25 protein-coding genes are annotated in these 19587 nt (G+C 44.0%); 11 read left to right on the top strand and 14 right to left on the bottom strand.

Annotation, left to right across the window (positions count from 1 at the left end):
* The coding region (locus C3007_RS08960; protein WP_133158415.1) for an autotransporter outer membrane beta-barrel domain-containing protein at window positions 1-959 on the top strand (959 nt) is incomplete at its 5' end.
* A gap of 119 nt (window positions 960-1078) precedes the next feature.
* Here C3007_RS08960 and C3007_RS08955 read toward each other — a convergent pair.
* The 4 genes from C3007_RS08955 to rpe all read right to left on the bottom strand — a co-directional run bounded on the left by C3007_RS08955 (window position 1079) and on the right by rpe (window position 4226).
* Window positions 1079-1711 (bottom strand): hypothetical protein, encoded by a 633-nt coding sequence (locus C3007_RS08955; protein ID WP_103854129.1) that lies wholly within the window; start codon window positions 1709-1711, stop codon window positions 1079-1081.
* A 141-nt stretch (window positions 1712-1852) separates the two neighbouring features.
* A complete protein-coding gene (gene trpS / locus C3007_RS08950; protein WP_103854128.1) occupies window positions 1853-2854 on the bottom strand; it encodes a tryptophan--tRNA ligase in 1002 nt (333 codons plus the stop codon).
* A gap of 23 nt (window positions 2855-2877) precedes the next feature.
* Window positions 2878-3552, bottom strand: a complete 675-nt coding sequence (locus tag C3007_RS08945; protein WP_103854127.1) for a phosphoglycolate phosphatase — start codon at window positions 3550-3552, stop codon at window positions 2878-2880.
* Window positions 3552-4226, bottom strand: coding sequence for a ribulose-phosphate 3-epimerase (gene rpe / locus C3007_RS08940; RefSeq protein WP_103854126.1), 675 nt, complete (start codon window positions 4224-4226; stop codon window positions 3552-3554). Before rpe ends, C3007_RS08945 begins: the two co-directional genes overlap by 1 nt.
* 153 nt (window positions 4227-4379) lie before the next feature.
* Here rpe and C3007_RS08935 point away from each other — a divergent pair, with 153 nt between their 5' ends.
* On the top strand, window positions 4380-4991 hold the full coding sequence (locus tag C3007_RS08935) for a LysE/ArgO family amino acid transporter (protein WP_103854130.1): 612 nt from the start codon (window positions 4380-4382) through the stop codon (window positions 4989-4991).
* A 56-nt stretch (window positions 4992-5047) separates the two neighbouring features.
* On the opposite strand, the gene C3007_RS08930 is transcribed toward C3007_RS08935, so the two are convergent.
* Both C3007_RS08930 and C3007_RS08925 read right to left on the bottom strand, forming a co-directional pair.
* On the bottom strand, window positions 5048-5437 hold the full coding sequence (locus tag C3007_RS08930) for a RidA family protein (RefSeq protein WP_103854125.1): 390 nt from the start codon (window positions 5435-5437) through the stop codon (window positions 5048-5050).
* Between the two features lie 131 nt (window positions 5438-5568).
* Window positions 5569-6474 (bottom strand): LysR family transcriptional regulator, encoded by a 906-nt coding sequence (locus C3007_RS08925; RefSeq protein ID WP_103854124.1) that lies wholly within the window; start codon window positions 6472-6474, stop codon window positions 5569-5571.
* A gap of 107 nt (window positions 6475-6581) precedes the next feature.
* Between C3007_RS08925 and C3007_RS08920 the strand changes: the two genes are divergently transcribed.
* The 4 genes from C3007_RS08920 to C3007_RS08905 all read left to right on the top strand — a co-directional run bounded on the left by C3007_RS08920 (window position 6582) and on the right by C3007_RS08905 (window position 8775).
* The gene (locus C3007_RS08920; RefSeq protein WP_103854123.1) at window positions 6582-7139 is read left to right on the top strand and encodes an NAD(P)H-dependent oxidoreductase; all 558 of its coding nucleotides are present in this window, start codon (window positions 6582-6584) and stop codon (window positions 7137-7139) included.
* A 12-nt stretch (window positions 7140-7151) separates the two neighbouring features.
* Window positions 7152-7439 carry a YciI family protein gene (locus tag C3007_RS08915; RefSeq protein WP_103854122.1) on the top strand — a complete coding sequence of 96 codons (288 nt, stop codon included), beginning with the start codon at window positions 7152-7154 and terminating at the stop codon, window positions 7437-7439.
* Between the two features lie 141 nt (window positions 7440-7580).
* Complete coding sequence (locus C3007_RS08910) at window positions 7581-8330, top strand: SDR family oxidoreductase (RefSeq protein WP_103854121.1); 750 nt, start codon at window positions 7581-7583, stop codon at window positions 8328-8330.
* Between the two features lie 64 nt (window positions 8331-8394).
* Entirely contained in the window at window positions 8395-8775 is a 381-nt protein-coding gene (locus C3007_RS08905) for a putative quinol monooxygenase (RefSeq protein WP_103854120.1), read from the top strand.
* A gap of 119 nt (window positions 8776-8894) precedes the next feature.
* Here C3007_RS08905 and C3007_RS08900 read toward each other — a convergent pair whose 3' ends face one another.
* Window positions 8895-9194 carry a DUF4298 domain-containing protein gene (locus C3007_RS08900; protein ID WP_039162333.1) on the bottom strand — a complete coding sequence of 100 codons (300 nt, stop codon included), beginning with the start codon at window positions 9192-9194 and terminating at the stop codon, window positions 8895-8897.
* Window positions 9195-9470: 276 nt separating this feature from the next.
* Between C3007_RS08900 and C3007_RS08895 the strand changes: the two genes are divergently transcribed.
* Together C3007_RS08895 and C3007_RS11580 are read left to right on the top strand one after the other, a co-directional pair.
* Entirely contained in the window at window positions 9471-9911 is a 441-nt protein-coding gene (locus C3007_RS08895; RefSeq protein ID WP_103854119.1) for a putative quinol monooxygenase, read from the top strand.
* Window positions 9838-10152, top strand: coding sequence for a putative quinol monooxygenase (locus C3007_RS11580; RefSeq protein WP_243397683.1), 315 nt, complete (start codon window positions 9838-9840; stop codon window positions 10150-10152). Before C3007_RS08895 ends, C3007_RS11580 begins: the two co-directional genes overlap by 74 nt.
* Before the next feature lie 177 nt (window positions 10153-10329).
* Here the strand turns inward: C3007_RS11580 and C3007_RS08885 are convergent, their stop codons facing one another.
* Window positions 10330-12108, bottom strand: a complete 1779-nt coding sequence (locus tag C3007_RS08885) for a hypothetical protein (RefSeq protein ID WP_103854117.1) — start codon at window positions 12106-12108, stop codon at window positions 10330-10332.
* A 268-nt stretch (window positions 12109-12376) separates the two neighbouring features.
* On the opposite strand from C3007_RS08885, the gene C3007_RS08880 reads away from it, so the two are divergent.
* Together C3007_RS08880 and C3007_RS08875 are read left to right on the top strand one after the other, a co-directional pair.
* The gene (locus tag C3007_RS08880; protein WP_103854116.1) at window positions 12377-12826 is read left to right on the top strand and encodes a MarR family winged helix-turn-helix transcriptional regulator; all 450 of its coding nucleotides are present in this window, start codon (window positions 12377-12379) and stop codon (window positions 12824-12826) included.
* The gene (locus tag C3007_RS08875; protein ID WP_103854115.1) at window positions 12811-13653 is read left to right on the top strand and encodes an ABC transporter six-transmembrane domain-containing protein; all 843 of its coding nucleotides are present in this window, start codon (window positions 12811-12813) and stop codon (window positions 13651-13653) included. The genes C3007_RS08880 and C3007_RS08875 overlap by 16 nt, the downstream gene beginning before the upstream one ends.
* 92 nt (window positions 13654-13745) lie before the next feature.
* Here C3007_RS08875 and C3007_RS08870 read toward each other — a convergent pair whose 3' ends face one another.
* From C3007_RS08870 to C3007_RS08855, 4 genes are all read right to left on the bottom strand, one after another.
* The gene (locus C3007_RS08870; RefSeq protein ID WP_103854114.1) at window positions 13746-14606 is read right to left on the bottom strand and encodes a DsbA family protein; all 861 of its coding nucleotides are present in this window, start codon (window positions 14604-14606) and stop codon (window positions 13746-13748) included.
* Window positions 14607-14963, bottom strand: coding sequence for a phenylpyruvate tautomerase MIF-related protein (locus C3007_RS08865; protein ID WP_103854113.1), 357 nt, complete (start codon window positions 14961-14963; stop codon window positions 14607-14609). It lies immediately after the preceding gene.
* 51 nt (window positions 14964-15014) lie between these two features.
* Complete coding sequence (locus C3007_RS08860) at window positions 15015-15992, bottom strand: alpha/beta fold hydrolase (protein ID WP_103854112.1); 978 nt, start codon at window positions 15990-15992, stop codon at window positions 15015-15017.
* Window positions 15993-16060: 68 nt separating this feature from the next.
* Window positions 16061-17203 (bottom strand): NADH-dependent flavin oxidoreductase, encoded by a 1143-nt coding sequence (locus C3007_RS08855; RefSeq protein ID WP_103854111.1) that lies wholly within the window; start codon window positions 17201-17203, stop codon window positions 16061-16063.
* 108 nt (window positions 17204-17311) lie between these two features.
* On the opposite strand from C3007_RS08855, the gene C3007_RS08850 reads away from it, so the two are divergent.
* On the top strand, window positions 17312-18214 hold the full coding sequence (locus tag C3007_RS08850; protein WP_103854110.1) for a LysR family transcriptional regulator: 903 nt from the start codon (window positions 17312-17314) through the stop codon (window positions 18212-18214).
* Window positions 18215-18314: 100 nt separating this feature from the next.
* Here C3007_RS08850 and nrdG read toward each other — a convergent pair whose 3' ends face one another.
* Both nrdG and C3007_RS11575 read right to left on the bottom strand, forming a co-directional pair.
* Window positions 18315-18785 carry an anaerobic ribonucleoside-triphosphate reductase-activating protein gene (gene nrdG, locus C3007_RS08845; protein ID WP_103854109.1) on the bottom strand — a complete coding sequence of 157 codons (471 nt, stop codon included), beginning with the start codon at window positions 18783-18785 and terminating at the stop codon, window positions 18315-18317.
* 439 nt (window positions 18786-19224) lie between these two features.
* Entirely contained in the window at window positions 19225-19491 is a 267-nt protein-coding gene (locus tag C3007_RS11575) for a hypothetical protein (protein WP_165779975.1), read from the bottom strand.
* Window positions 19492-19587: the final 96 nt, after the last annotated feature.

Here is a 19587-nt window from a genome sequence, read left to right as displayed (position 1 = left end):
CGCAACCGCAACCGCAACCGCAACCGCAACCGCAACCGCAACCGCAACCGCAACCGCAACCGCAACCGCAACCGCAACCGCAAGGCGATGATGAGGGGGCGAGAACATTTAGTCAATATGCCAATAATGTGATTTCAATCCAGCAAGCGGCGCGCGCTTATTTATATACACAAGGGGAAACAGTAAGCGAACGCGTTGGTTTCTTGCATAACACAGAACGTTTAAGTGGGTTCTGGGTGCAAAATAGCAATAATTGGAGCGAAGTGGATTCTTATCAAACACTCTTAGCCAACACATCAGGCTTTAAACAGCGTAACCATTTGCTAAGCGTTGGTTATGATACGCATTTTGTCAATCAAGATACCTATTACTATGCAGGGCTTTATACGGGGCTTGGCCAAGGCAAAATTGATTTCGACAAAGATTATGGCAGCGCGAAAATCAAAGGCAACCATATCGGTATTTATGGCGGAATGCAGTGGCAAAATGGCTTATTCCTTGATGCTGATTACAGCTACAACCGCTTACGCTTAAGTGGTGATGAAGTTGATAAACAAAGCTTCAATGCGCATAGCTTACGCCTTGGTACAGGCATTAAATTGCCAATGTCTGCTAATTGGAGTGTTGTGCCACAAGCGAGCATATCGGCAACCAAATTCAATGGTAACACAACTTATCGCAGCAAATTGGGCGCTCAATTTATGGGAAATATTGCATTTTCATCGCTTAGCCTAAAACCTTATGCCGGAATTTATTGGCTAAATGATTTTGGCTCAAGCGATATTGTTATCAATCAACATAAAGCCGATATTCAATCATTCGGCAACCGCGCTCAGTTTGAATTAGGTACAGCACTGCAAACCACATTGGGTTCTTTCGATGTATCAGTGAAAAATCAAATGGGAAGCCGTTATAGAGAGAATGTACAGCTAAATTTGGGGTATAGCTATCAATGGTAATGAGCTAAAAATAAAAGTGCGGTGCTTTTTTATTAAATTTTTAAACCGCATATAAGAGAAAAGGCAGCGTATCAATATTTACTTGAATGCTGCCTTTTTAGTACGAAATATATTAAGCCTTATTTCACAAATTCACTAAACGTTAATTCATAATGATCGCCATCTTTATCGTAGGAAATATAACGTGGGAATTGTTCGCCAGCGTATTTTTTCACTACAAAAGATTTTTCACCCGTGCGGAATTGATAGGTGATTTCAGTGTGCGATTGATTATCCCGCGTTACTTTTCGTTCGCTTTTTTTCACCAATACATTTTTCATTGGATACAATTTTTTGCCGTTAGTAATTTGGAAATTTTGCGGCAATTTATCGTAATAGCTAAGCTGGAACGCGACTGTGAATAAATCAAAGGTTGGCATTTCAAGTGGCTCGCTTTTCAAACCGTTTTTCACTTTACCATACGCAATTTCATTGCCTTTGATGATCGTTTTGGCATAAGGCTTACCATTACGCACATCTTGGTAATTGGTCATTTTAAAATCCGTTTTGCTTTGCGTCCCAACGGATTTAAATTCAATGTTATACAGCGGAATATTGATCTTAGCATCAACGCGATATTGCGATCCGTTGGCGTTAAAATGCACATAAGCAGGCATTAAATAATTTGAGCTGTATTTGATATTGGTATCTAAATTTGCCCACGCATTAGGCAAAGCAAACAAGCTAAGCAAAAGCACTTTGAATAGTTTCATTAAAATTCCTTCTAATACTAATTAAATGAAGTGTTTATTTAGATTGCATTGCAGAACAATAGTTCATTGCAAAAGAAAGTGCGGTGAAAATTAGGCGAATTTTTCGCCTAATTTATGATTAAAATGAAATCGCGATAAGCATTAAGGCGCAACAAAACCGATAGCTTTGTACACCGCATCTAATGTGGCTTTCGCGCGTGCTTGTGCTTTTTTCGCCCCTTCTGCAGCGATTTTATGCAATAAAGCTTCATCATTACGGAAATGGTGATAGCGCTCTTGCAACTGGGTGAGCATTGCAGACACTTCATCGGCCACGGCGGTTTTTAAATGACCGTACATTTTGCCTTCAAATTCTGCTTCTAATTCAGCAATGCTTTTGCCGGTAATCCCCGCCAAAATATCTAACAAGTTAGACACGCCCGCTTTATTTTTTACGTCATAACGAATTACAGGTGGCTCGTCAGAATCCGTTACCGCACGTTTAATTTTTTTCACCACGGCTTTGGGATCTTCTAACAGACCAATCACGTTGTTGCGATTTTCGTCTGATTTCGACATTTTTTTCTCAGGCTCAAGTAAGGACATCACGCGCGCGCCCGCTTTCGGAATAAACACTTCTGGAATAGCAAAATGCTCACCATAAAGGGCGTTGAAACGCTGTGCAATATCACGGGTGATTTCTAAATGTTGTTTTTGATCTTCCCCCACTGGCACTTGATTGGTTTGGTAAAGCAAAATATCTGCTGCCATCAAAACAGGATAGGTAAATAATCCAACATTCACATTTTCGGCGTGGCGTGCGGATTTATCCTTAAATTGGGTCATACGCCCCATTTCGCCAAAATAGGTGTAACAATTTAGCACCCACGCAAGCTGAGCGTGTTCTGGAACGTGCGATTGAATAAAAATCGTGCTTTTTTCAGGATCAATGCCGCAAGCTAAATACAACGCTAGCACATCAAGGGTGGCAGAATGTAATTTTTGCGGATCTTGACGTACTGTGATGGCGTGCTGATCCACGATACAAAACAGGCATTCATAATCATCTTGCATTTTCACCCATTGGCGTAACGCGCCAAGGTAGTTACCAATAGTCAATTCACCAGAAGGCTGAACGCCACTAAATACGATAGGTTTGGTCATTGTTATATCCTTTTTAATTCATATTAAACAATTTGCAGAATTTGCGCGAAATCATCAAAAACCCAGTCAGGGTGCGCTTCTGCAATAGGAATATTGTAGTTGTAGCCGTAGGTTAATCCCACCACAGGGCAGCCTGCGGAAGTGGCGGCAATGATGTCATTTCTTGAATCACCCACAAATAAAATTTGTTTTGGGTATAAGCCAAATTTACCGCATAAGTAATACAATGGCGCAGGGTGCGGTTTGATTTGCGGTAAGGATTGTCCCCCCAAGGTTTCGCTAAATAAATGATCAATGCCAAAGGCTTTTAGCACAGGGAGAACGTGTTGCGTTGGCTTATTGGTTACCACGGCTAAAATAAAGCCACGTTCTTTTAACGCGGTCAGCGTTTCTTTCACATTAGGATATAAACGGCTGAGATTACACAGGTTTTCGCCATAATAAAAATTAAAGCGCGTTTTTACTTGCTCAATTTCCACCGCACTTAATGTTTTGCCTGTTTGTGCGGCCGCCCATTCCAATGCGCGCCCAATCAATACGCCTGCGCCATTGCCGATCCAAGTTAGCACCAATTCTTCAGGCGCTGGCGGCAAATCCACTTCACTTAACGCAGAATTCACGGAAAGGGCTAAATCAGGCAGGCTGTTTACTAGAGTGCCGTCTAAATCGAAACCAATAAGTTTAAATTGTGATGTCATTATTTGCTTACCTTACTTAATTCTTGACGCATTTCGTCAATCACTTTTTGATAATCTGGTTGATCGAAAATTGCCGATCCAGCCACAAAGGTATCTGCCCCTGCGCGCGCAATTTCCGCAATATTATTCACTTTCACCCCGCCATCAACTTCTAAACGAATATCCAAACCGCTTTCATCAATGCGTTGGCGTGCTTGTTTTAATTTTTCCAGCGTTGCAGGAATAAAAGATTGACCGCCAAAGCCCGGGTTTACCGACATCAGCAAAATCATATCCACTTTATCCATCACATAATCCAAATAGCTCAATGGCGTGGCGGGATTAAACACCAAGCCTGCTTTGCAGCCATTATCACGAATAAGTTGCAGCGAGCGATCAATATGCTCTGTGGCTTCTGGGTGGAAGGTGATGTAATTCGCCCCAGCTTTGGCAAAATCAGGGATTAAACGATCCACCGGTTTCACCATTAAATGCACATCAATGGGCGCGTTAATGCCATAATCACGCAGGGCTTTGCATACCGCAGGGCCAAAGGTTAAATTCGGCACATAATGATTATCCATTACATCAAAATGAATTAAATCTGCACCGCACTTTAGCACGTTTTCCACGTCTTCGCCCAAGCGGGCTAAATCCGCTGATAAAATAGATGGCGCAATTAAAAAAGGTTTCATTTTATCCCTCTAAATAGGCTGAAAATAAGTGTCGATAGTGTACTACTTAATAAGGCAAAGTTTAAGGAAATTTGCCCTTTGCGATTGATTATTTTCACCTGTGGCTTTTATAATCGCCATTTTGAATCATTAGGGGATCACAAAGGGAAAGCAATGGAATTTTATCTACAAGGCTTTTTAATGTGCTTTGGGCTTATCGCCACCATTGGCGCACAAAACACATTTTTACTTAAACAAGGCTTGCTCAAACAGCACGTTTTCGTGCTTTGTGTACTATTTTTTCTCTGTGATTGCTTGTTATTTTCCCTTGGCGTGTTTGGTTTAGGGCATTTCATCAGCCAAGAAAAAATCGCCAGTGTGGTATTAGCCTTAGTGGGGGGATTATTTTTGCTGGTTTATGGTGGCCGCGCTTTCCTTTCCGCTTATCGCAACAACACCGCGCTCGCCTTAGAACAAGGGGCAAGCTTATCCCTTAAAAGAACGGTGGCGATCGCCCTCGCACTCACTTTTCTTAATCCACACGTTTACTTGGATACCATTGTTATCGTAGGCGGTATTGCTGGCACCTTAAGTATTGAGCATAAAACCGCGTTTCTAATCGGCACGATTTCCGCGTCAGGATTATGGTTTTTCAGTGTGGGCTATGGCGCAAGATTGCTGATCCCCTTTTTCCAAAAAGCAATCACTTGGCGTTTGTTGGATTGCTCAACTGGGATCATTATGTGGTTTATTGCCTTTAGCTTGATTAAATATGCTTTGGCATAAAATAGAAAGAACAAAAATGAAAAAGGGCGATAGCATTCGCCCTTATTTGGGAGGGATTATTTTCTTACGGCAATCGCTTCAATCTCTAAACCCACATCTTTTGGCAATCGAGCCACTTCTACGCAAGAACGCGCAGGGAAATTAGGGTGATTATTTTCTTTAAAGAAACGTTCATATTCTGCATTTACTGTAGCAAAATCATTCAAGTCTTTAACAAAAACTGTCGTTTTCACAATATCAGCCACAGTTAAACCCGCTTGTTCAATAATAGCTTTCACATTTTCTAAAGATTGGCGTGCTTGAGCCACAATATCCACCGGCACTTCACCTGTTGCAGGATTTACCGGAATTTGCCCAGAAGTTAGCACTAAATTGCCTAAATCCACCGCTTGTACATAGGGCCCAATCGCCACTGGCGCTTTTTCGGTATGAATAATTTTTGTCATTTTATTTCCTTTTATTGAATGAAAAGATGGTTTTATTCTATGCAATCTTGCCGAAAACTGAAAGGAAAATCTATTTATAATGGGAGATTAATCTCCCATTATATTTGATATTTTGGTATCAAAAATCTTCTTCATGTCCCCTTACACACCATTTTCCCCATTAAAAACTCAATTACCGCCGCTACGCGTTTAATCTTTTGGCTAGCCTGTGGGTAATACAAATACACAGGCGGATAGTTACGCCAATAATCGGTTAATACAGGGATAAAATCATTTTTATCGGGTAATTGCTGATGAATTGGGGTGAATAAACGCCCAATGCCCAAGCCAGCACGCACGCCGTCTGCGATAGTGTCGATGTCATTGCAGATGATTGGTGTAGGCATTTCCACGCTTACGCTTTCGCCGCCTTGTTCTAAAATCAGCGGTAGGATTTGCCCTGTGGTGATGAAGCGGTAGCCGATCAGACGGTGTTGATGCAGATTCTCTCTTTGCGGTTCGCCGTAAGTTTTCACGTAGCCTTTGGATACGTATAAACCCTCTTGGAAAGATGGCAATAATTGCCGCGCCACCATATTTTCATCAATTTTATCACCAAAGCGAATACCCAAATCATAGCCTGCTTGCACTAAATCCACCGTGCCATCATAGACGGAAATATCCAAGCAAATATGCGGATAACGCTGGTTAAACTCGGCCAAATAAGGCTGAATAATCAAGCGGTAAGCAAAACGAGAAAGGGTGATTTTCACCAAGCCTGCGGGTTTGTGTTCTTCGCTGATCAGCGCGTCAAAGCTGTGTTCCAGCTGTGCCATTAATGAACCCGTTTGGCTCAATAATCGTTGCCCTGCGTCCGTTAGCACCACACGCCGAGTGTTTCGCCAAAACAAGGGCATATCCATTTTTTGTTCCAGCAATTTCAATGCCTGACTAGCAGAAGGCGTGGTCATTCCCAATGTGCGTGCCGCTTCGCTGATGCTGCCTGTACGGGCAATGGCGTGGAAAATACGCAGTTGTTGGTAGGTTGAGCCATCCATTGTTAGTTTTTACCTAATTCTGTTTTAGTTATTGTTAGTCTAGCTTAATCAATGACGCAAGTCTATACTACGCATCAAATTCATTCAGAACGCAATAAGGAACAAAAATGAACTCAGTATTAATTATTTCAGGACACCCTAATTTAGATCATTCCGTAGCAAATCGTGAAATTCTCGCTCAACTCGAAAAAGCCTTACCACAGGCAGAAATTGTGCGTTTGGACTTGGTTTATCCAAATTACCAAATCGATGTAGCGGCGGAGCAAAACCGCTTGCTCAATGCGGACACCATCGTGTTGCAGTTTCCTTTTTATTGGTATAGCTATCCTGCGCTGTTGAAAAAATGGGTGGACGATGTGTTTGTGTACGGCTTTGCGCACGGTAGCACGGGCGGCAAATTGGCGGGCAAAAAATTGCTTATCTCTTTCACCACGGGCGCAGCGGCGGAGCAATATCAGCCTGACGGCGCAATGCACCATACCGTAGAACAATTTTTACCTGCATTTCAACAGCTTGCGAACCTTTGCCAAATGCAGTGGCTGCCGCCTGAGTATTCCAATGGAATGATGACAATCCCGAATGTCAGCACAGCAGAACAGCTTGCAGCGGTGCGTGAAAAAGCCCTTGATCACGCAACACGCTTAGTTAAAACCATTCAAGATTAAGGAAAGTGCGGTATGTTTTTAGTACAAATTTCATTAGATCCCACAAATAACGCTGTGAACGCCTTGTTAGAAGACCATCGCGCTTGGCTGAAAAAGTATGCCGAGGCGGGCGTATTCCTGCTATTTGGGCCATACGCAGATCACAAAGGCGGTTTGATTATCGCCCAAGCGGAAAATGAAGCCACCTTGCAAGCGATTTTGGCGGAAGATGTGTATTTTCATAAACAGTTAGCGGATTATCAGGTTCGTGAGTTTGCCGCCAAATTTATCGCAAATGATTTAATAGAAATGGCAAATTAAGCGAAATCACGGAAAACTAAGTCTTTCAGACGGCCTTATAAAATGCTTATGCCGTCTGAAAAAAGAAATAAAAATCTCATAAAATTTGACCGCACTTAATATTTGGCCAAATCTTTCTCTCACACAAAATAGGAGCAAAAAATGCAAAATATTCAAGATAAAGTGGTTATCATCACAGGCGCATCTTCAGGCATTGGAGAAGCCACCGCCTATAAACTGGCCGCAGCAGGCGCAAAAATCGTCTTAGGCGCACGCCGTGAAGACAAGCTCAAAGCCATTGCCGACAAAATCGCGCAAAACGGCGGTGAAGCCGCTTACCGCGTGACGGACGTAGTCAAAGCCGAAGACAATCAAGCCCTTGTACAGCTTGCCAAAGACCGTTTCGGCAAAGTCGATGCCATCTTCCTCAACGCAGGACTCATGCCCAGCTCGCCACTTTCCGCATTGGAAACCGACAATTGGAATGCCATGGTGGACGTGAACATCAAAGGCGTATTGAACGGCATTGCCGCCGTCTTGCCCACTTTTGAAGCGCAAAAATCAGGGCATGTGTTAAGCACCTCCTCAGTGGCAGGGCTGAAAGTCTATGCAGGCGCGGCGGTATATTGCGGCACCAAATGGGCAGTGAAAGCCATCATGGAAGCCTTGCGGATGGAATCCGCCCAAGCTGGCACCCATATCCGCACCACCACCCTCTATCCTGCTGCCGTGCAGTCAGAATTGGTCGCAGGCATCACCAACGAACAGGTTTCCAAAGGCTATCGCGAACTGTACGACACGTACGAAATCCCCGCCGACCGTGTCGCCAACGCCGTACTGTTTGCCTTAAGCCAGCCAGCAGACACCGACATCAGCGAAATCACCATTGGCCCAACCACCCAGCCTTGGTAATTCAATCAATCGCATGAAAGACGGCGGAAAGCATGCGTTTTTCGCCGTTTTTTGAGGAAAAACTATGAAACAAATCATGACCGCCCTTGCCCTTTCTGCCAGTCTCAGCGTTCAGGCAGCCCCCATCATGAACTTCTTTGAACTTGGCATTGCCGAAGGCCAAAACGCCGTCTATCAACAAGTGGCACAGCACAATATTCAAACCTCCCTCAAAAACGAAAAAGGCACATTGGCGATGATTGCCTTGCAATCCCAAGATAATCCGCAAATAGGCTATATGCTGGAGTTATACGCTGATGAAACCGCCTACCAAGCCCACCGCCAAACACCCCATTTCCAAGCTTACCTCAAAGACACCGCGGCAATGCTGGAAAGCAAAGATTATCGAACCGTTCAACCGCTGTATCTTGGCAATCAAGGCGGGGTGAGTTGGACGGCGAGATAGGTGGCTGCCTGAAAATAGGTATTTTTCACAAGATTTTTAGCTATCATTCAATACAGAAGAGCAAATAAAGATAGAGCGATATGCTTGGATTTTGTAATCCATCCTGCAATTATTTATGTTTAAAAATGATTGAGATCTTCTAAAATAACTTTCATTTTATTGGCTAATTGGCTCAATTCGGTGAAAGTGTCATAAATACCGTCTTCAGATAAAACGTGATAGTGATTATTCGTTTCAATGGGAAAGTCCGCCATTTTTTCGTGTAATGCGAGCCATTGTTGAGAGGAATAAAAGGTTTGAAGCGTTTTGGCAAGATGGGCGGCTTGTTGCCATTTGGCGATGTCTTTTTGAAAAACGTCGATTAAATCAACCAGTTGATTGTATTGATTTTGTAGGTGTTGAAGATCTTCTGATGTCATAAGAATTCCTTAAGTTGTTCCTTCAGGGAGGATAATCAAATTGTAGAAGGGGAATCCCTTCTCATTCAGGGCAATACGTTTATTATATACAAAACACCTTATTTTTGGGGAAATAGCCCTATTCTTCCTCCTGCAACACCTCCACCAACGCTTTAAATAGCGGTGAATGCTGGCGGCGGTGGGGGTAGTAGAGGTATAAGCCATCGTAGTGAATGGCGGTTTCGGGGAGTGAATGGTTTTAGGGCAGTTTTTTTGAGGAAAAACCATGAAAAAATCATGACCGCCCTTGCTCTTTCTGCCAGTCTCAGCGTTCAGGCAGCCCCCATCATGAACTTCTTTGAACTTGGCATTGCCGAAGGGCAAAACACCGTCTATCACCAAGTGGCACAGCACAATATCCAAACCTCCCTCAAAAACGAAAAAGGCACATTGGCGATGATTGCCTTGCAATCCCAAGATGATCCGCAAATAGGCTATATGCTGGAGTTATACGCCGATGAAGCCGCCTACCAAACCCATAAAAACTCACCGCAATATCAATATTTTTTGCAAGAATCGCCGAAAATTCTCACCGACCATAAAAAATTCACCCCCATTAACCCTGCAATTTTGGGCAGACAAAACCTTTACGACCAGCGAAACCATGCAGACAAATTTGGTGAAAGTCCGCATCAAACCCGAGTATCAAGCCGAGTTTGCCCAAATCGTGAAAAATGAAATGCAAATCGCAATGAACAAAGAAAACGGCGTTTGGCTGATGGCAGCAGGCACGGAGAAAAACGCTCCGAATCATTGGCTATTTTTTGAAATCTATGCTGATGCCAAAGCCTATGAACAACACCGCCAAACCCCGCATTTTCAGGAATATTTGAGCAAGACTGCGGAGATGGTGGAAGAAAAAGAAATGGTGAAGGTTAGGGCAGAAGTGGTGGGGAGTCAGGGAGGTTTTCGGTATTAAAAGGCTGTCGCTGCTTTTTACTCTAGGTGAATCAGCTTGCACTCTAAGCCCAAAATTCACACTTACCTATCTTGCTACTACAAGATGGCAATCAGCCTGAAAAGCTATGAGAATAGAGATATCTATTCTCATATAAGAAAAAATATCAAACCTCGTAATGAATAGTGTTGATAATATTTATCTTTTTATACGCTTATCAAGCTCAAATAAAACATACCCAATATAAGATATAGATCGTTGTAGATTATGGATTAGCTGTTCTCCTTGTCTTAAGTAAGAGAGATTTTCATCAATCCCTGCTAATTTAATTGCTGCATCAATTTTTGAGCTAGTTGGATGCGCATCTCCAAGCCTCATATCATAAATACCAACAATATGAGAGAATAACTCTCTTGCCTTTTCATCTCCTATTTTTTGAGAAACAATATCTTGAAATAATTTAATTGAACCTAGGTTATCTTTATCTTTGTTTTGGGAAATCTCTTTTAATGTTTTTACATTCAGCCTATCAGTAAAAATTCTCACTAAATCTTTAGCCAATCTTAATAAGGATGGTTTATCTACGCTATGGAAGCGAGAAATTTTTTGAATAGCTTGTTCATCAATAGAGTGAGAAAATAATGGTTTATTATATTTTTTAAAGAAATCTCGCTCCAATAAACTCAAATACTTGATTAATAAGTCTTCCACAGCATAAGTATTAGCTGGTTTAACCTTTACTTGTGAATCAAGTAATTCTGATGAAACTTTTCCATCAGGAGAAACATTATGTCCAGCCCAAAGATGTTGTTCCCAAGAATCAAGTTTTGCAATATCATAGGCATAAACCGTAATTAAATCTGAATTATTAATACCAAAATGGGTTTTATATCCAGAGGTAGAATGAATAGCTCCCGTTTGTGCTGTATACCAGTAGAGTTTAAACCCTCGACAGTTTAAAAGTTCATTAATAATACTTGGTCTAAACCATAGCCATCTGCCAATATCTTCATTATTCAATTCTGACGAAGGCATTCGTGAACCATCTGTTTCTACAATAAAATTTGGTAAATTAACATCAACATCGCCTCGGACACGTATACTTTGTCCTTTATGTTCAATCCATTCATTCCGCCAAAACTCACTTTCTACCCTAACGCCAGTATAGTCATTACCCATAGTTCCTTCTTTTTGTTCATATTGTGTATTTTCGTTAGTTTCTTCTGGCATAATAGGGGCGTCGTCATTTTCATCAATATCTGTTCTCCATATGCGCATCAAATACCAGCTGCCGCCATAAACATCTTTCAAATTACGGATTAGAATTTCAAATCTACCACCATCTCGAAATTCTTGTATATTTTGAAGAGAATAATATGGACTGGCAGATAAATCATCAATATTTTCCACTCTTTGTCGATAATATGATAAACGAAGAAATAAACCTCTTGCCGCTAAATAATCTAATAAAAATTCCTTTTTAATTTTAATTGAAATGTAATCTCCTTCTAAATCTAATTCTTCTTTAATAACAATGGCAAAATTTTCTTCTGGTCTTACCCAATTATTTCCTTCTTTTACTAGGCGTAAAGCTACAATTAAATCAGGATTAATAATCCATTTCTTTCCACCAATAACAGGCTGCGGATGGTCAAACACTAAATTTACTCCTATTGGTTCTTTATCAATAAGTTCATATGTTTCAATAGGAGAATAATATCCATCATTATGTGCGTAAGGCAAAACTTCCATTCCACCAAATTCAGACCAAGTTAAATACTCATCTTCCTTTTTGTATGAGGGAGGAAATGCAACAGAATAACAACCAAAGTATTCTTCAATAAATCCTATCTCTTCATGGTTACCTTGTTTATGTGTATTAGATTCTCGTAAAGTTACCCAAGTGCTTTTTGCAAAAAATTGTCGAGTTTCTTTAGTCTGCAACATCCATTCCAATTTATCATTTTCTTTTACCATAATAACTCCGCAAGCTAAAAAATTTATATACTTACCGCAATTTAAAATTGGATAAGTATTTTTTAAAACTTCTATCTTATATGGAAATGGTATATCTATTTTTCAATCCTTATTTTGAAATTTTGACTGAAATTTAATATCAACATAACAATACAGCAAAATAAGAGACCTGAAAACATCTCCTTAAACCTACCGTCTATCTTTCCGCCCTTGATTTAGTCTGAAAATTGACTACAATGGCTGTTTTAGTCAATTTTCTGACTTTTTTATGCACAATTATCTGAAACAGCTTGCCCAACAAATGGGCAGTATCGAACATTTATATGACCGCTGGCTGCAAAAGCAGGGCATTCCCTACAACCGTTTTGCCGTACTGTATGGCATTGCGGTGTCAGAAGGGCAGCGTTTGACGCAGAAAAACATCAGCGAGGCATGGCAGCTGTCCAAGCAGACGGTGTTTAGTCTGTGCAAACAATTGCAGGAACAGGGCTTGATTGCCATTCAGGACAGCGAGAAGGACAGACGGGAAAAATGGTTGGTTTTAACCGAAAAAGGCCAAGCACAGGCGGACGGTTTGGTGCAGGCCTTTGAGCAATTGAGCCAGACGGTTTTTGAGCAGTTTGGTGCGGAAAATACGCGCCAGCTGTGTCAGCTATTACAGCAGTTTGAGCAAGTATTTGCCCAGCATGTGGAGCAGGCATCATGTGGCAAAGCCTGAAAAATATCGGTCAAAACCATTTCCGCTTATTACTGGCAACTTTTGCCTTGGTCGGTGCGGAAAATTTGCTGTTTCTTTGCTATCCCTTATTTGGCGGTTTTGCCGTCAATGCGGTGATGAATGGGCAAGTGTGGCAGTCGCTGACTTATGGCCTGTTGGTGCTGTTGATGTGGGGCATTGGCGGATTGCGCCGTTCGGTGGATACCCGTGCGTTTACCCATATTTATACGCAAATCGCCGTCCCTGTGATTTTGAAACAGCGGGCGCAGGCGGTTTCTGTTTCTGCCATTACCGCAAGAGTGGCTTTGTCGCGGGAGTTTGTGAATTTCTTTGAGGAACATTTGCCGCAGTCCATCACCTCTATTTTGTCGATTGCGGGGGCGTGTCTGATGTTAATGGTGTTGGAATGGCCGATTGGTCTGTTCTCTTTGTTGATTTTATTGCTGTTTCTGTCGCTGCTGCCGTGGTTTTCCCGAATGAGTGAGGGGCTTTATGGCCGTCTGAATAACCGTCTGGAGCAGGATAATCACCATATCCGCCAAAGTGATGCCAACCGTCTTTGGCGGCATTATCGTTTGGTGGCGCGTTTGCGCGTGCTGATTTCTAATCGTGAGGCTTTGGGCTATTTTCTGATTGGGACGGCGATGAGTGTGCTGTTTGGCTTTAGCTTTGTTTATTTAAGCCTGCACGGCTATCAAAGCGCTGGGCATGTTTATTCGATAACGACTTATTTGTGGATGTTCGCCATGGCGCTGGATGATGCGCCGCGTTTGGTGGAAAACTACAGTAATTTGAAAGACATTGCGCAAAGGGTGCAGGTGGGGTGAGGAAAAACCGTCTTGATAAAAACCCGAGTTTAAATAGTGAACTCGGGTTTTTCTTTTTGGCTGCCTGAAAACCCGTCTTTCAGCCAGCTTTTTTATGTCACCTTCTCCACAAACCACCCATTGGGGACGTTTATTTTTCTAATGATGTTTTGGGCAAAAAACTGCTGGAGGTAGGGCAGCAGGGCCTGTGTATCGGGCAAGGCAAAGGCGTATTGCACTTCTATCGGGGATATCAGCGGATGTTTGTCTATCAGTGCCAGCAAGGCGGTTTTGCTCAGGGCAGGGGTTTGGGGGCGGATTTTGCCTTGGCTGATTTGGGCGATGATGGGGAAGAATTCGTGGTCGGTCAGCACGCCTTGATAGCAGGCGGTTTGGTTTTGGTAGCGAAAGACGTAGGCGGGCAGACGGTGGATGTGCAGGCGTTCTTTTTCGGCGAAGTCTTGTGCCAGCAGGGTTTGGGTCTGGGGGCTGTGGTAGCTTTGGCGGAAGTCGCTGGGGGCAATGCCGCATTGTTTGGCCACGCGTTCCAGTTCGGGCAGTTGGGTGGTGGGACGCTGTTCGGCAATGGTGGCGAAACGCAGGCGGTAGAGGAAGGGGGCGGCTTTTTCAGGGGCGATGGCTTGCACGGCTTTGTAGGCGAGGTTTAGCGGCAGGCTGGAGGGCTGTTCTTCGGAAAATAGGCGTAAGTCGGTCATGGCGATGGGCATGCCGCTGATGTTTTGTTCGGCGTTGTAGATGGCCATGAGTTTGGGCAGGTATTGTTTGATGGCATAGGCTTTGCCGATGGCGAGGTCTTGCGGGTCAACAAAGTCGTAAACGCTGCGCACCAGTCCTGCCATGATGGGCTGGAAATGGATTTGGCGGCCAAAGTGGGTTTCTAGTTGGCGTAAGTAGGGTTCACTTTCATAGGATAGCCCCATCATGGGGTCAGTAAACATCATGATTTCCAGCATTTAGGCGTTCTCCGAGAAGGTGTGCCCTGCCACGCTCCATGCGGGCAGGTCTTCGTATTTGAGGTAGATGTTTTGCGGGGCGATGTGCAGCTGTTCGCTGATGGCTTGGGTCGCGCTTTGGGCAAATTCGGCATAGCCTTGGTGGCTGCGGTTGGCAAAGACGGAGACGGTCAGCAATGCCATGGGGCTGTTTTTTTCGCCTTTGAGGTAAAGGCAGGTGTTTGCTTGCAGGGCTATCATCAGGCTTTGTTCGCTTTTATGGGGGATGTGGGCGATGGCTTTGCCCAGTGCGGTTTTGATGGCGGTTTCTTGGGCTGCGCTGATGTTTTGGTTGGTTTGTAGTTGGATAAAAGGCATAAGGCCGTGTCCTCAATTGGAATATGTGAGCATGTAATGGGCAAAAATCGGCTAAATCTGGCCAAACTTCGTTGGTTTGCTTGCCAATATCGGCTTATTGCCTGCGCAAACCGCCTTATTTGGCTGGCGATTTCGCCCGATTTTTGCCTCATTATCCAATTCAGGACACGCCCAGTCCGCCTGCCATGTTTGAATGAGGTGCAATAGTCGGTCGGCCAATTCTTGTTCTTTTTGTTGATAGGTATGCCCTGTTTTTTCAATAAATATCAATGTGTTTTCCTCGCTATGGGGAAAGTTGATATTGATGTTTTGCAGAAAACGTTTGGGGTCGCCGTAGGTAAATCTGTCCAGTGTGCCAATGAGCAATGCGCCGCGGTGTTGAATGGAGCGGATTTGGGAAAAGTCGCCGTCTGTTTCAACGTGAACGTTGTTGAGCAGGTCGGAATAGAGCCATTGGTAGGCGGTGTCGGCCAGTGCAGGCAGCCAGCCAAAGAGTTCAAAGGGCAAGAGTCGCTGTCCTTGCCCGTTTTGCACTTGTTGGCGGATGTATTGGCGTTCGTTTTCGCTGATGGCGTTGGTTAAATGGGTAATATTGGCAGGGCTTAATAGGATAAAGCGGTCAATGCGGCTGTCTTGGGTTTGTGAGAGGTAGTAGATGACTTTGTTCGCACCGAGGGAATGTCCTGCCAAGAGGATGCGCTGATAGCCTGCCTGTTCGGCGTAATCGATATAGGCTTGCACGTCATCAATGGCATCGGCGAAGTTTTCGTTAAATGAACCGATGGTTTCTTTTTGTCCGCTTTGTTGGTTGATGATGTCTATTTTGCCAAAGGCATCGCGGGTTTGGGCGTAGATAAAGTCAATGCCGTGCTGGCTGAGGGTGTCGCCAATGGTGTAATAAAAGGGGTTGGAGTAGAAGTTGCCGTGTATGCCTGTGATGGCGATGACCACGGTATCGGCAGGGCGTTCGGAGAATAAAGCACCGTGTAATACCGTGCCTGTTTTGGTTGGAATATTGAGTGTTTTCATGGGTTTTCTCTCTCATATCGCACCGTCTTTCAGGCTGCCTGAAAGTGCGGTGCTTTTTTTATGGGTTTTTAAAAGTGGTTGCTGATGTAACGCACGCCGTTTTGTTTGGACGGCGGATAGAAATCCGTTCCCATTTGCGTGCCGTGCAGCATGGCAGGGGTGTAGCGGTATTTCTCGGCTTGTTCCCAATCAAAGGCGGTTTCAATTTCATTTTCACGGCCGTTTTCAATCAGCTTAATGAGCTGCGGATTGAGCATGATGCTTTTGCCAATGGAAACGCTTTCCACCCAGCCCGTTTGATAGGCTTTGAGCATGTCGTCAGCGGTGTAAAGATTGCCCGACCCGAAAAAGGGCAGACGGCCGTTGATGCGGTCATGCACCACTTGCATTCGGGTTAAACTCGGGTCGGCACCGCGGCGGACTTTTTTGTAAAAATCCCATAGAGAGATGTGCAGGTATTGCAGCGGCTTTGCTAATAAGGCATCCACCAGCGCCAAGGTTTCTTTCATGGTAATGCCGTCTGCCCCTGGTTCTTCAGGCGAAAAACGGTAGCCAATGATGAAGTCAGGACGCTGATGTTTTTGCCGCATGGCATCAATGGCATCGACAATGGCAAGGGGAAAACGCATTCTTTTTTCTAAACTGCCGCCCCATTCATCTTGGCGTAAATTGGTGGCAGCGGAAAAAAATTGCTGAATCTGCCAGCCATTAGCCCCGTGAATTTCCACGCCGTCAAAACCTGCCCGCAGCACCAATTCGGCGGCATAGGCATAATGCCCGACCATGTCGGTGATTTCTTGTGCCGTCATGGTGCGGATACGGCCAAACACATCACCGGTGGGGGCAATCACCTCATGCCCCTGTGTCATACTGGGGTCGGCACGCAAACCGCTGTGGGCAATTTGCACCACCGCTTTCGCCCCTTGTGCGTGTGCCATATCGGCGTATTCGCGCAAAGTCGGCAAATGGCGTTCGTCAAAGGCATTGGGCGATTCAAAGCCAATGCCGCTGGGGTGAACATTGGTGAACGGCATGATGTATAAGCCAAAACCTTCAAAACGGTCGTGCCAAAAACGGCGGCCAGCGTCCGTCATCTCACCGTCTGGCCCTGAGTCATAAATGGTCAAAGGGGCAACGGTAAAACGGTTTTTAATGGTTACACCATTGTTTAAGGTGTAAGGCTGAAAAAGGGGTTGATATTTCGGATTCATCGAATGACTCCATCAAAAAAAGATGGAATCATTATATTGATTCTTTTTAGTTGATAAAGATGATAAAATTCCAAAGACTATAGAATAAAATTTCACAATGAGGCAAAAATGGACGAACGGTTTTCAGGTATCCGAGAATTTTTAGCCGCAGCAGAGGCAGGCAGCTTCACCGCCGCGGCCGACAGGCTCAACCTCACGGGGTCAGCGGTTGGCAAAAGCATTGCCCGCTTGGAACAGCGGCTCAACACCCAGCTTTTTCACCGCACCACCCGCAAAATCATCCTCACCGTCGAAGGCGAGTTATATCGGCAAAGCTGTTTGCGTGTGATGGAAGAATTGACACAGGCAGAAGCCCTGCTTTCGCGCGAACAAAGCCAGCCCATTGGCACCGTCCGCATCGACATGCCCACCGTCTTTGGACGCGAATGCCTGCTGCCCAAGCTCATGACTTTGGCGAAACGTTACCCCAAGCTGCATCTGCACCTGAGTTTTCAAGACCGCAAAGTGGACATGATTGGCGAACAAGTGGACATTGCCGTGCGTTTTGGCGAACTGGACGATTTAAGCGACATCATCGCCCAGCCCATTGGCGAAACACAAAATCTGCTGTGTGCCAGCCCCGAATTTTTACGCGGCAACGGCTGCCCGACATCGCCCGCAGACCTGCGCCAATTTCTCTGCATATCAGGCAGTGGCAAAGCATGGCGGCTATACAACGCCGAAAAAATCCCCACGGATTACCCCATCGCCCTGCAGCACCAAAGCAATGACGGTGATGCCATGCTCAAACTGGCACTCAACCATCTGGGCATCGCCTACCTGCCCAACTGGCTGATTGCCCCGTACCTGCAAACGGGACAGCTGACGGTGATTCTGCCCGAAACCGCCTTATCGCCCGTACCGATTTATGTGCTGTGGCAGAAGAAAATGAATTTACAGCCGAAGATTAAAGTGGTGGTGGAGGGGTTAAGGGAGAGTATGGGGGAAGATATTCAGGCAGATTGGAAGTGATGTAAAAAGTATGAAACCAAGTTTAAATAAGCTTGGCTTTTTTAAAGCTGGGCATTTCTTCGTCATACTTCCGCAAAATGCCTTTCAGTTACTCAAAATCTCACTCTACCTTAAACCGATAAATCACCTGATTTGCTGAACCACGCCAAATAAGCGCAGGATCGGCTTGTTCTTTGATAAATTTGCCGTCAATGAGAACATCAATATAAGGTAGCATTTGGCGTTGAAGATCGTTAAGTTCAGCGAGTTTGTAGCCTGTCCAAAGCCAAATGTCTTTATCTGGACATTCCCTTTTGACGCGTTTGACTAAGGCGAGTAAGGTCGGCACGTTGCGGGGATGTAAGGGATCACCGCCTGATAAGCTAAGCCCTTGCCGTTTAATGCGTTGATCTTGTAGATCACGAATAATTTGATCTTCCATTGCTTTATCAAAGAGAATGCCCGCACTGAATGACCAGCTTTTTTGGTTGTAACAGCCTTTGCAAGCGTGTTCGCAGCCGCTCACAAATAAAGTACAACGCGTGCCTTCGCCGTTTACGATGTCAACGGGGTAATATTGGAGGTAGTTCATAAATATTTATTTTTATTCAGGTTAATTTCTTGTTTCTTTGTGATTAATAACGGGTTTCGCCGTTGGCGACTTGCTTTCTTTTGCGTTCCCGATTGAAGAAAAGTAAAGTTTTTGTTTTCTCGTTAAATCGCTTTTCTATTTGTAATTAAGAACGAGTTTCGCTCGTTGAGCGACCTACTTTCTTTTGCTTGCTCAAAAGAAAGTAGGCAAAGAAAAAAGCACCCGACTAAATTGCTGATCTTCATTTTTAACAAATTTTCTTAACGAAAAGTAAGCCCATACTCGCTTCGCTGCGTTCAGGCGTTACTTTTCTAAAAATTTGCTAAAAATGAAGGCAATTTACACGGGAAATTAATTCTTTCTCTCTTCTACATTTTGTTTGAAAATTAGAGCAAAGTAGAATTTTCCTATTTTGTAAGATCAAAAGCGCGGTCATTTTTCACAAAATTTTAAAAATTTCAAAAAAACCACCGCCCTTAAAATTTAGCGTTACATTCCCCGTCCAAACCGCCCGAATGAAGATAAAATTTTTAGAAAAATCACGCCGAGCGAGAGCGTAGCGAACATCAGGCTGATTTTTCGTTAAGAAAATTTTATTGGAATGAGGAAAAGCGGTTTGATCGGGGTTCCCTTTTCTTTGCTTCCTTTCTTTTGGGTAAGCAAAAGAAAGGAAGTCGCCAACGGCGAAATCCGTTAATAATCTCAAAGAAAAAAGCAACTAATAAAGTGCGGTCATTTTCCTCAGAATTTTAAAAAATCCCAAAATTTCCACCGCACTTTAAAATTAGCCCTAACCGAATTT

It is taken from the genome of Avibacterium gallinarum (assembly GCF_002921135.1).
Lineage (GTDB): Bacteria > Pseudomonadota > Gammaproteobacteria > Enterobacterales > Pasteurellaceae > Avibacterium > Avibacterium gallinarum.
Note: the sequence above shows the minus strand (reverse complement) of the source record. Positions and strands in the feature narration are given on the sequence as shown.

What these genes read in the sequence shown, in the direction of transcription:
- C3007_RS08910 (WP_103854121.1), top strand. Translation starts at nt 7,581, where the DNA reads ATGCAAAATATTCAAGATAAAGTGGTTATCATCACAGGCGCATCTTCA.
- C3007_RS08895 (WP_103854119.1), top strand. Translation starts at nt 9,471, where the DNA reads ATGACCGCCCTTGCTCTTTCTGCCAGTCTCAGCGTTCAGGCAGCCCCC.
- rpe (WP_103854126.1), bottom strand. Translation starts at nt 4,226, where the DNA reads ATGAAACCTTTTTTAATTGCGCCATCTATTTTATCAGCGGATTTAGCC.
- nrdG (WP_103854109.1), bottom strand. Translation starts at nt 18,785, where the DNA reads ATGAACTACCTCCAATATTACCCCGTTGACATCGTAAACGGCGAAGGC.
- C3007_RS08875 (WP_103854115.1), top strand. Translation starts at nt 12,811, where the DNA reads ATGTGGCAAAGCCTGAAAAATATCGGTCAAAACCATTTCCGCTTATTA.
- C3007_RS08900 (WP_039162333.1), bottom strand. Translation starts at nt 9,194, where the DNA reads ATGACATCAGAAGATCTTCAACACCTACAAAATCAATACAATCAACTG.
- C3007_RS08885 (WP_103854117.1), bottom strand. Translation starts at nt 12,108, where the DNA reads ATGGTAAAAGAAAATGATAAATTGGAATGGATGTTGCAGACTAAAGAA.
- C3007_RS08880 (WP_103854116.1), top strand. Translation starts at nt 12,377, where the DNA reads ATGCACAATTATCTGAAACAGCTTGCCCAACAAATGGGCAGTATCGAA.
- C3007_RS08935 (WP_103854130.1), top strand. Translation starts at nt 4,380, where the DNA reads ATGGAATTTTATCTACAAGGCTTTTTAATGTGCTTTGGGCTTATCGCC.
- C3007_RS08925 (WP_103854124.1), bottom strand. Translation starts at nt 6,474, where the DNA reads ATGGATGGCTCAACCTACCAACAACTGCGTATTTTCCACGCCATTGCC.
- C3007_RS08865 (WP_103854113.1), bottom strand. Translation starts at nt 14,963, where the DNA reads ATGCCTTTTATCCAACTACAAACCAACCAAAACATCAGCGCAGCCCAA.
- C3007_RS08930 (WP_103854125.1), bottom strand. Translation starts at nt 5,437, where the DNA reads ATGACAAAAATTATTCATACCGAAAAAGCGCCAGTGGCGATTGGGCCC.
- C3007_RS08850 (WP_103854110.1), top strand. Translation starts at nt 17,312, where the DNA reads ATGGACGAACGGTTTTCAGGTATCCGAGAATTTTTAGCCGCAGCAGAG.
- C3007_RS11580 (WP_243397683.1), top strand. Translation starts at nt 9,838, where the DNA reads ATGCAGACAAATTTGGTGAAAGTCCGCATCAAACCCGAGTATCAAGCC.
- trpS (WP_103854128.1), bottom strand. Translation starts at nt 2,854, where the DNA reads ATGACCAAACCTATCGTATTTAGTGGCGTTCAGCCTTCTGGTGAATTG.
- C3007_RS08955 (WP_103854129.1), bottom strand. Translation starts at nt 1,711, where the DNA reads ATGAAACTATTCAAAGTGCTTTTGCTTAGCTTGTTTGCTTTGCCTAAT.
- C3007_RS08945 (WP_103854127.1), bottom strand. Translation starts at nt 3,552, where the DNA reads ATGACATCACAATTTAAACTTATTGGTTTCGATTTAGACGGCACTCTA.
- C3007_RS08915 (WP_103854122.1), top strand. Translation starts at nt 7,152, where the DNA reads ATGTTTTTAGTACAAATTTCATTAGATCCCACAAATAACGCTGTGAAC.
- C3007_RS08920 (WP_103854123.1), top strand. Translation starts at nt 6,582, where the DNA reads ATGAACTCAGTATTAATTATTTCAGGACACCCTAATTTAGATCATTCC.
- C3007_RS08905 (WP_103854120.1), top strand. Translation starts at nt 8,395, where the DNA reads ATGAAACAAATCATGACCGCCCTTGCCCTTTCTGCCAGTCTCAGCGTT.
- C3007_RS08870 (WP_103854114.1), bottom strand. Translation starts at nt 14,606, where the DNA reads ATGCTGGAAATCATGATGTTTACTGACCCCATGATGGGGCTATCCTAT.
- C3007_RS08860 (WP_103854112.1), bottom strand. Translation starts at nt 15,992, where the DNA reads ATGAAAACACTCAATATTCCAACCAAAACAGGCACGGTATTACACGGT.
- C3007_RS08855 (WP_103854111.1), bottom strand. Translation starts at nt 17,203, where the DNA reads ATGAATCCGAAATATCAACCCCTTTTTCAGCCTTACACCTTAAACAAT.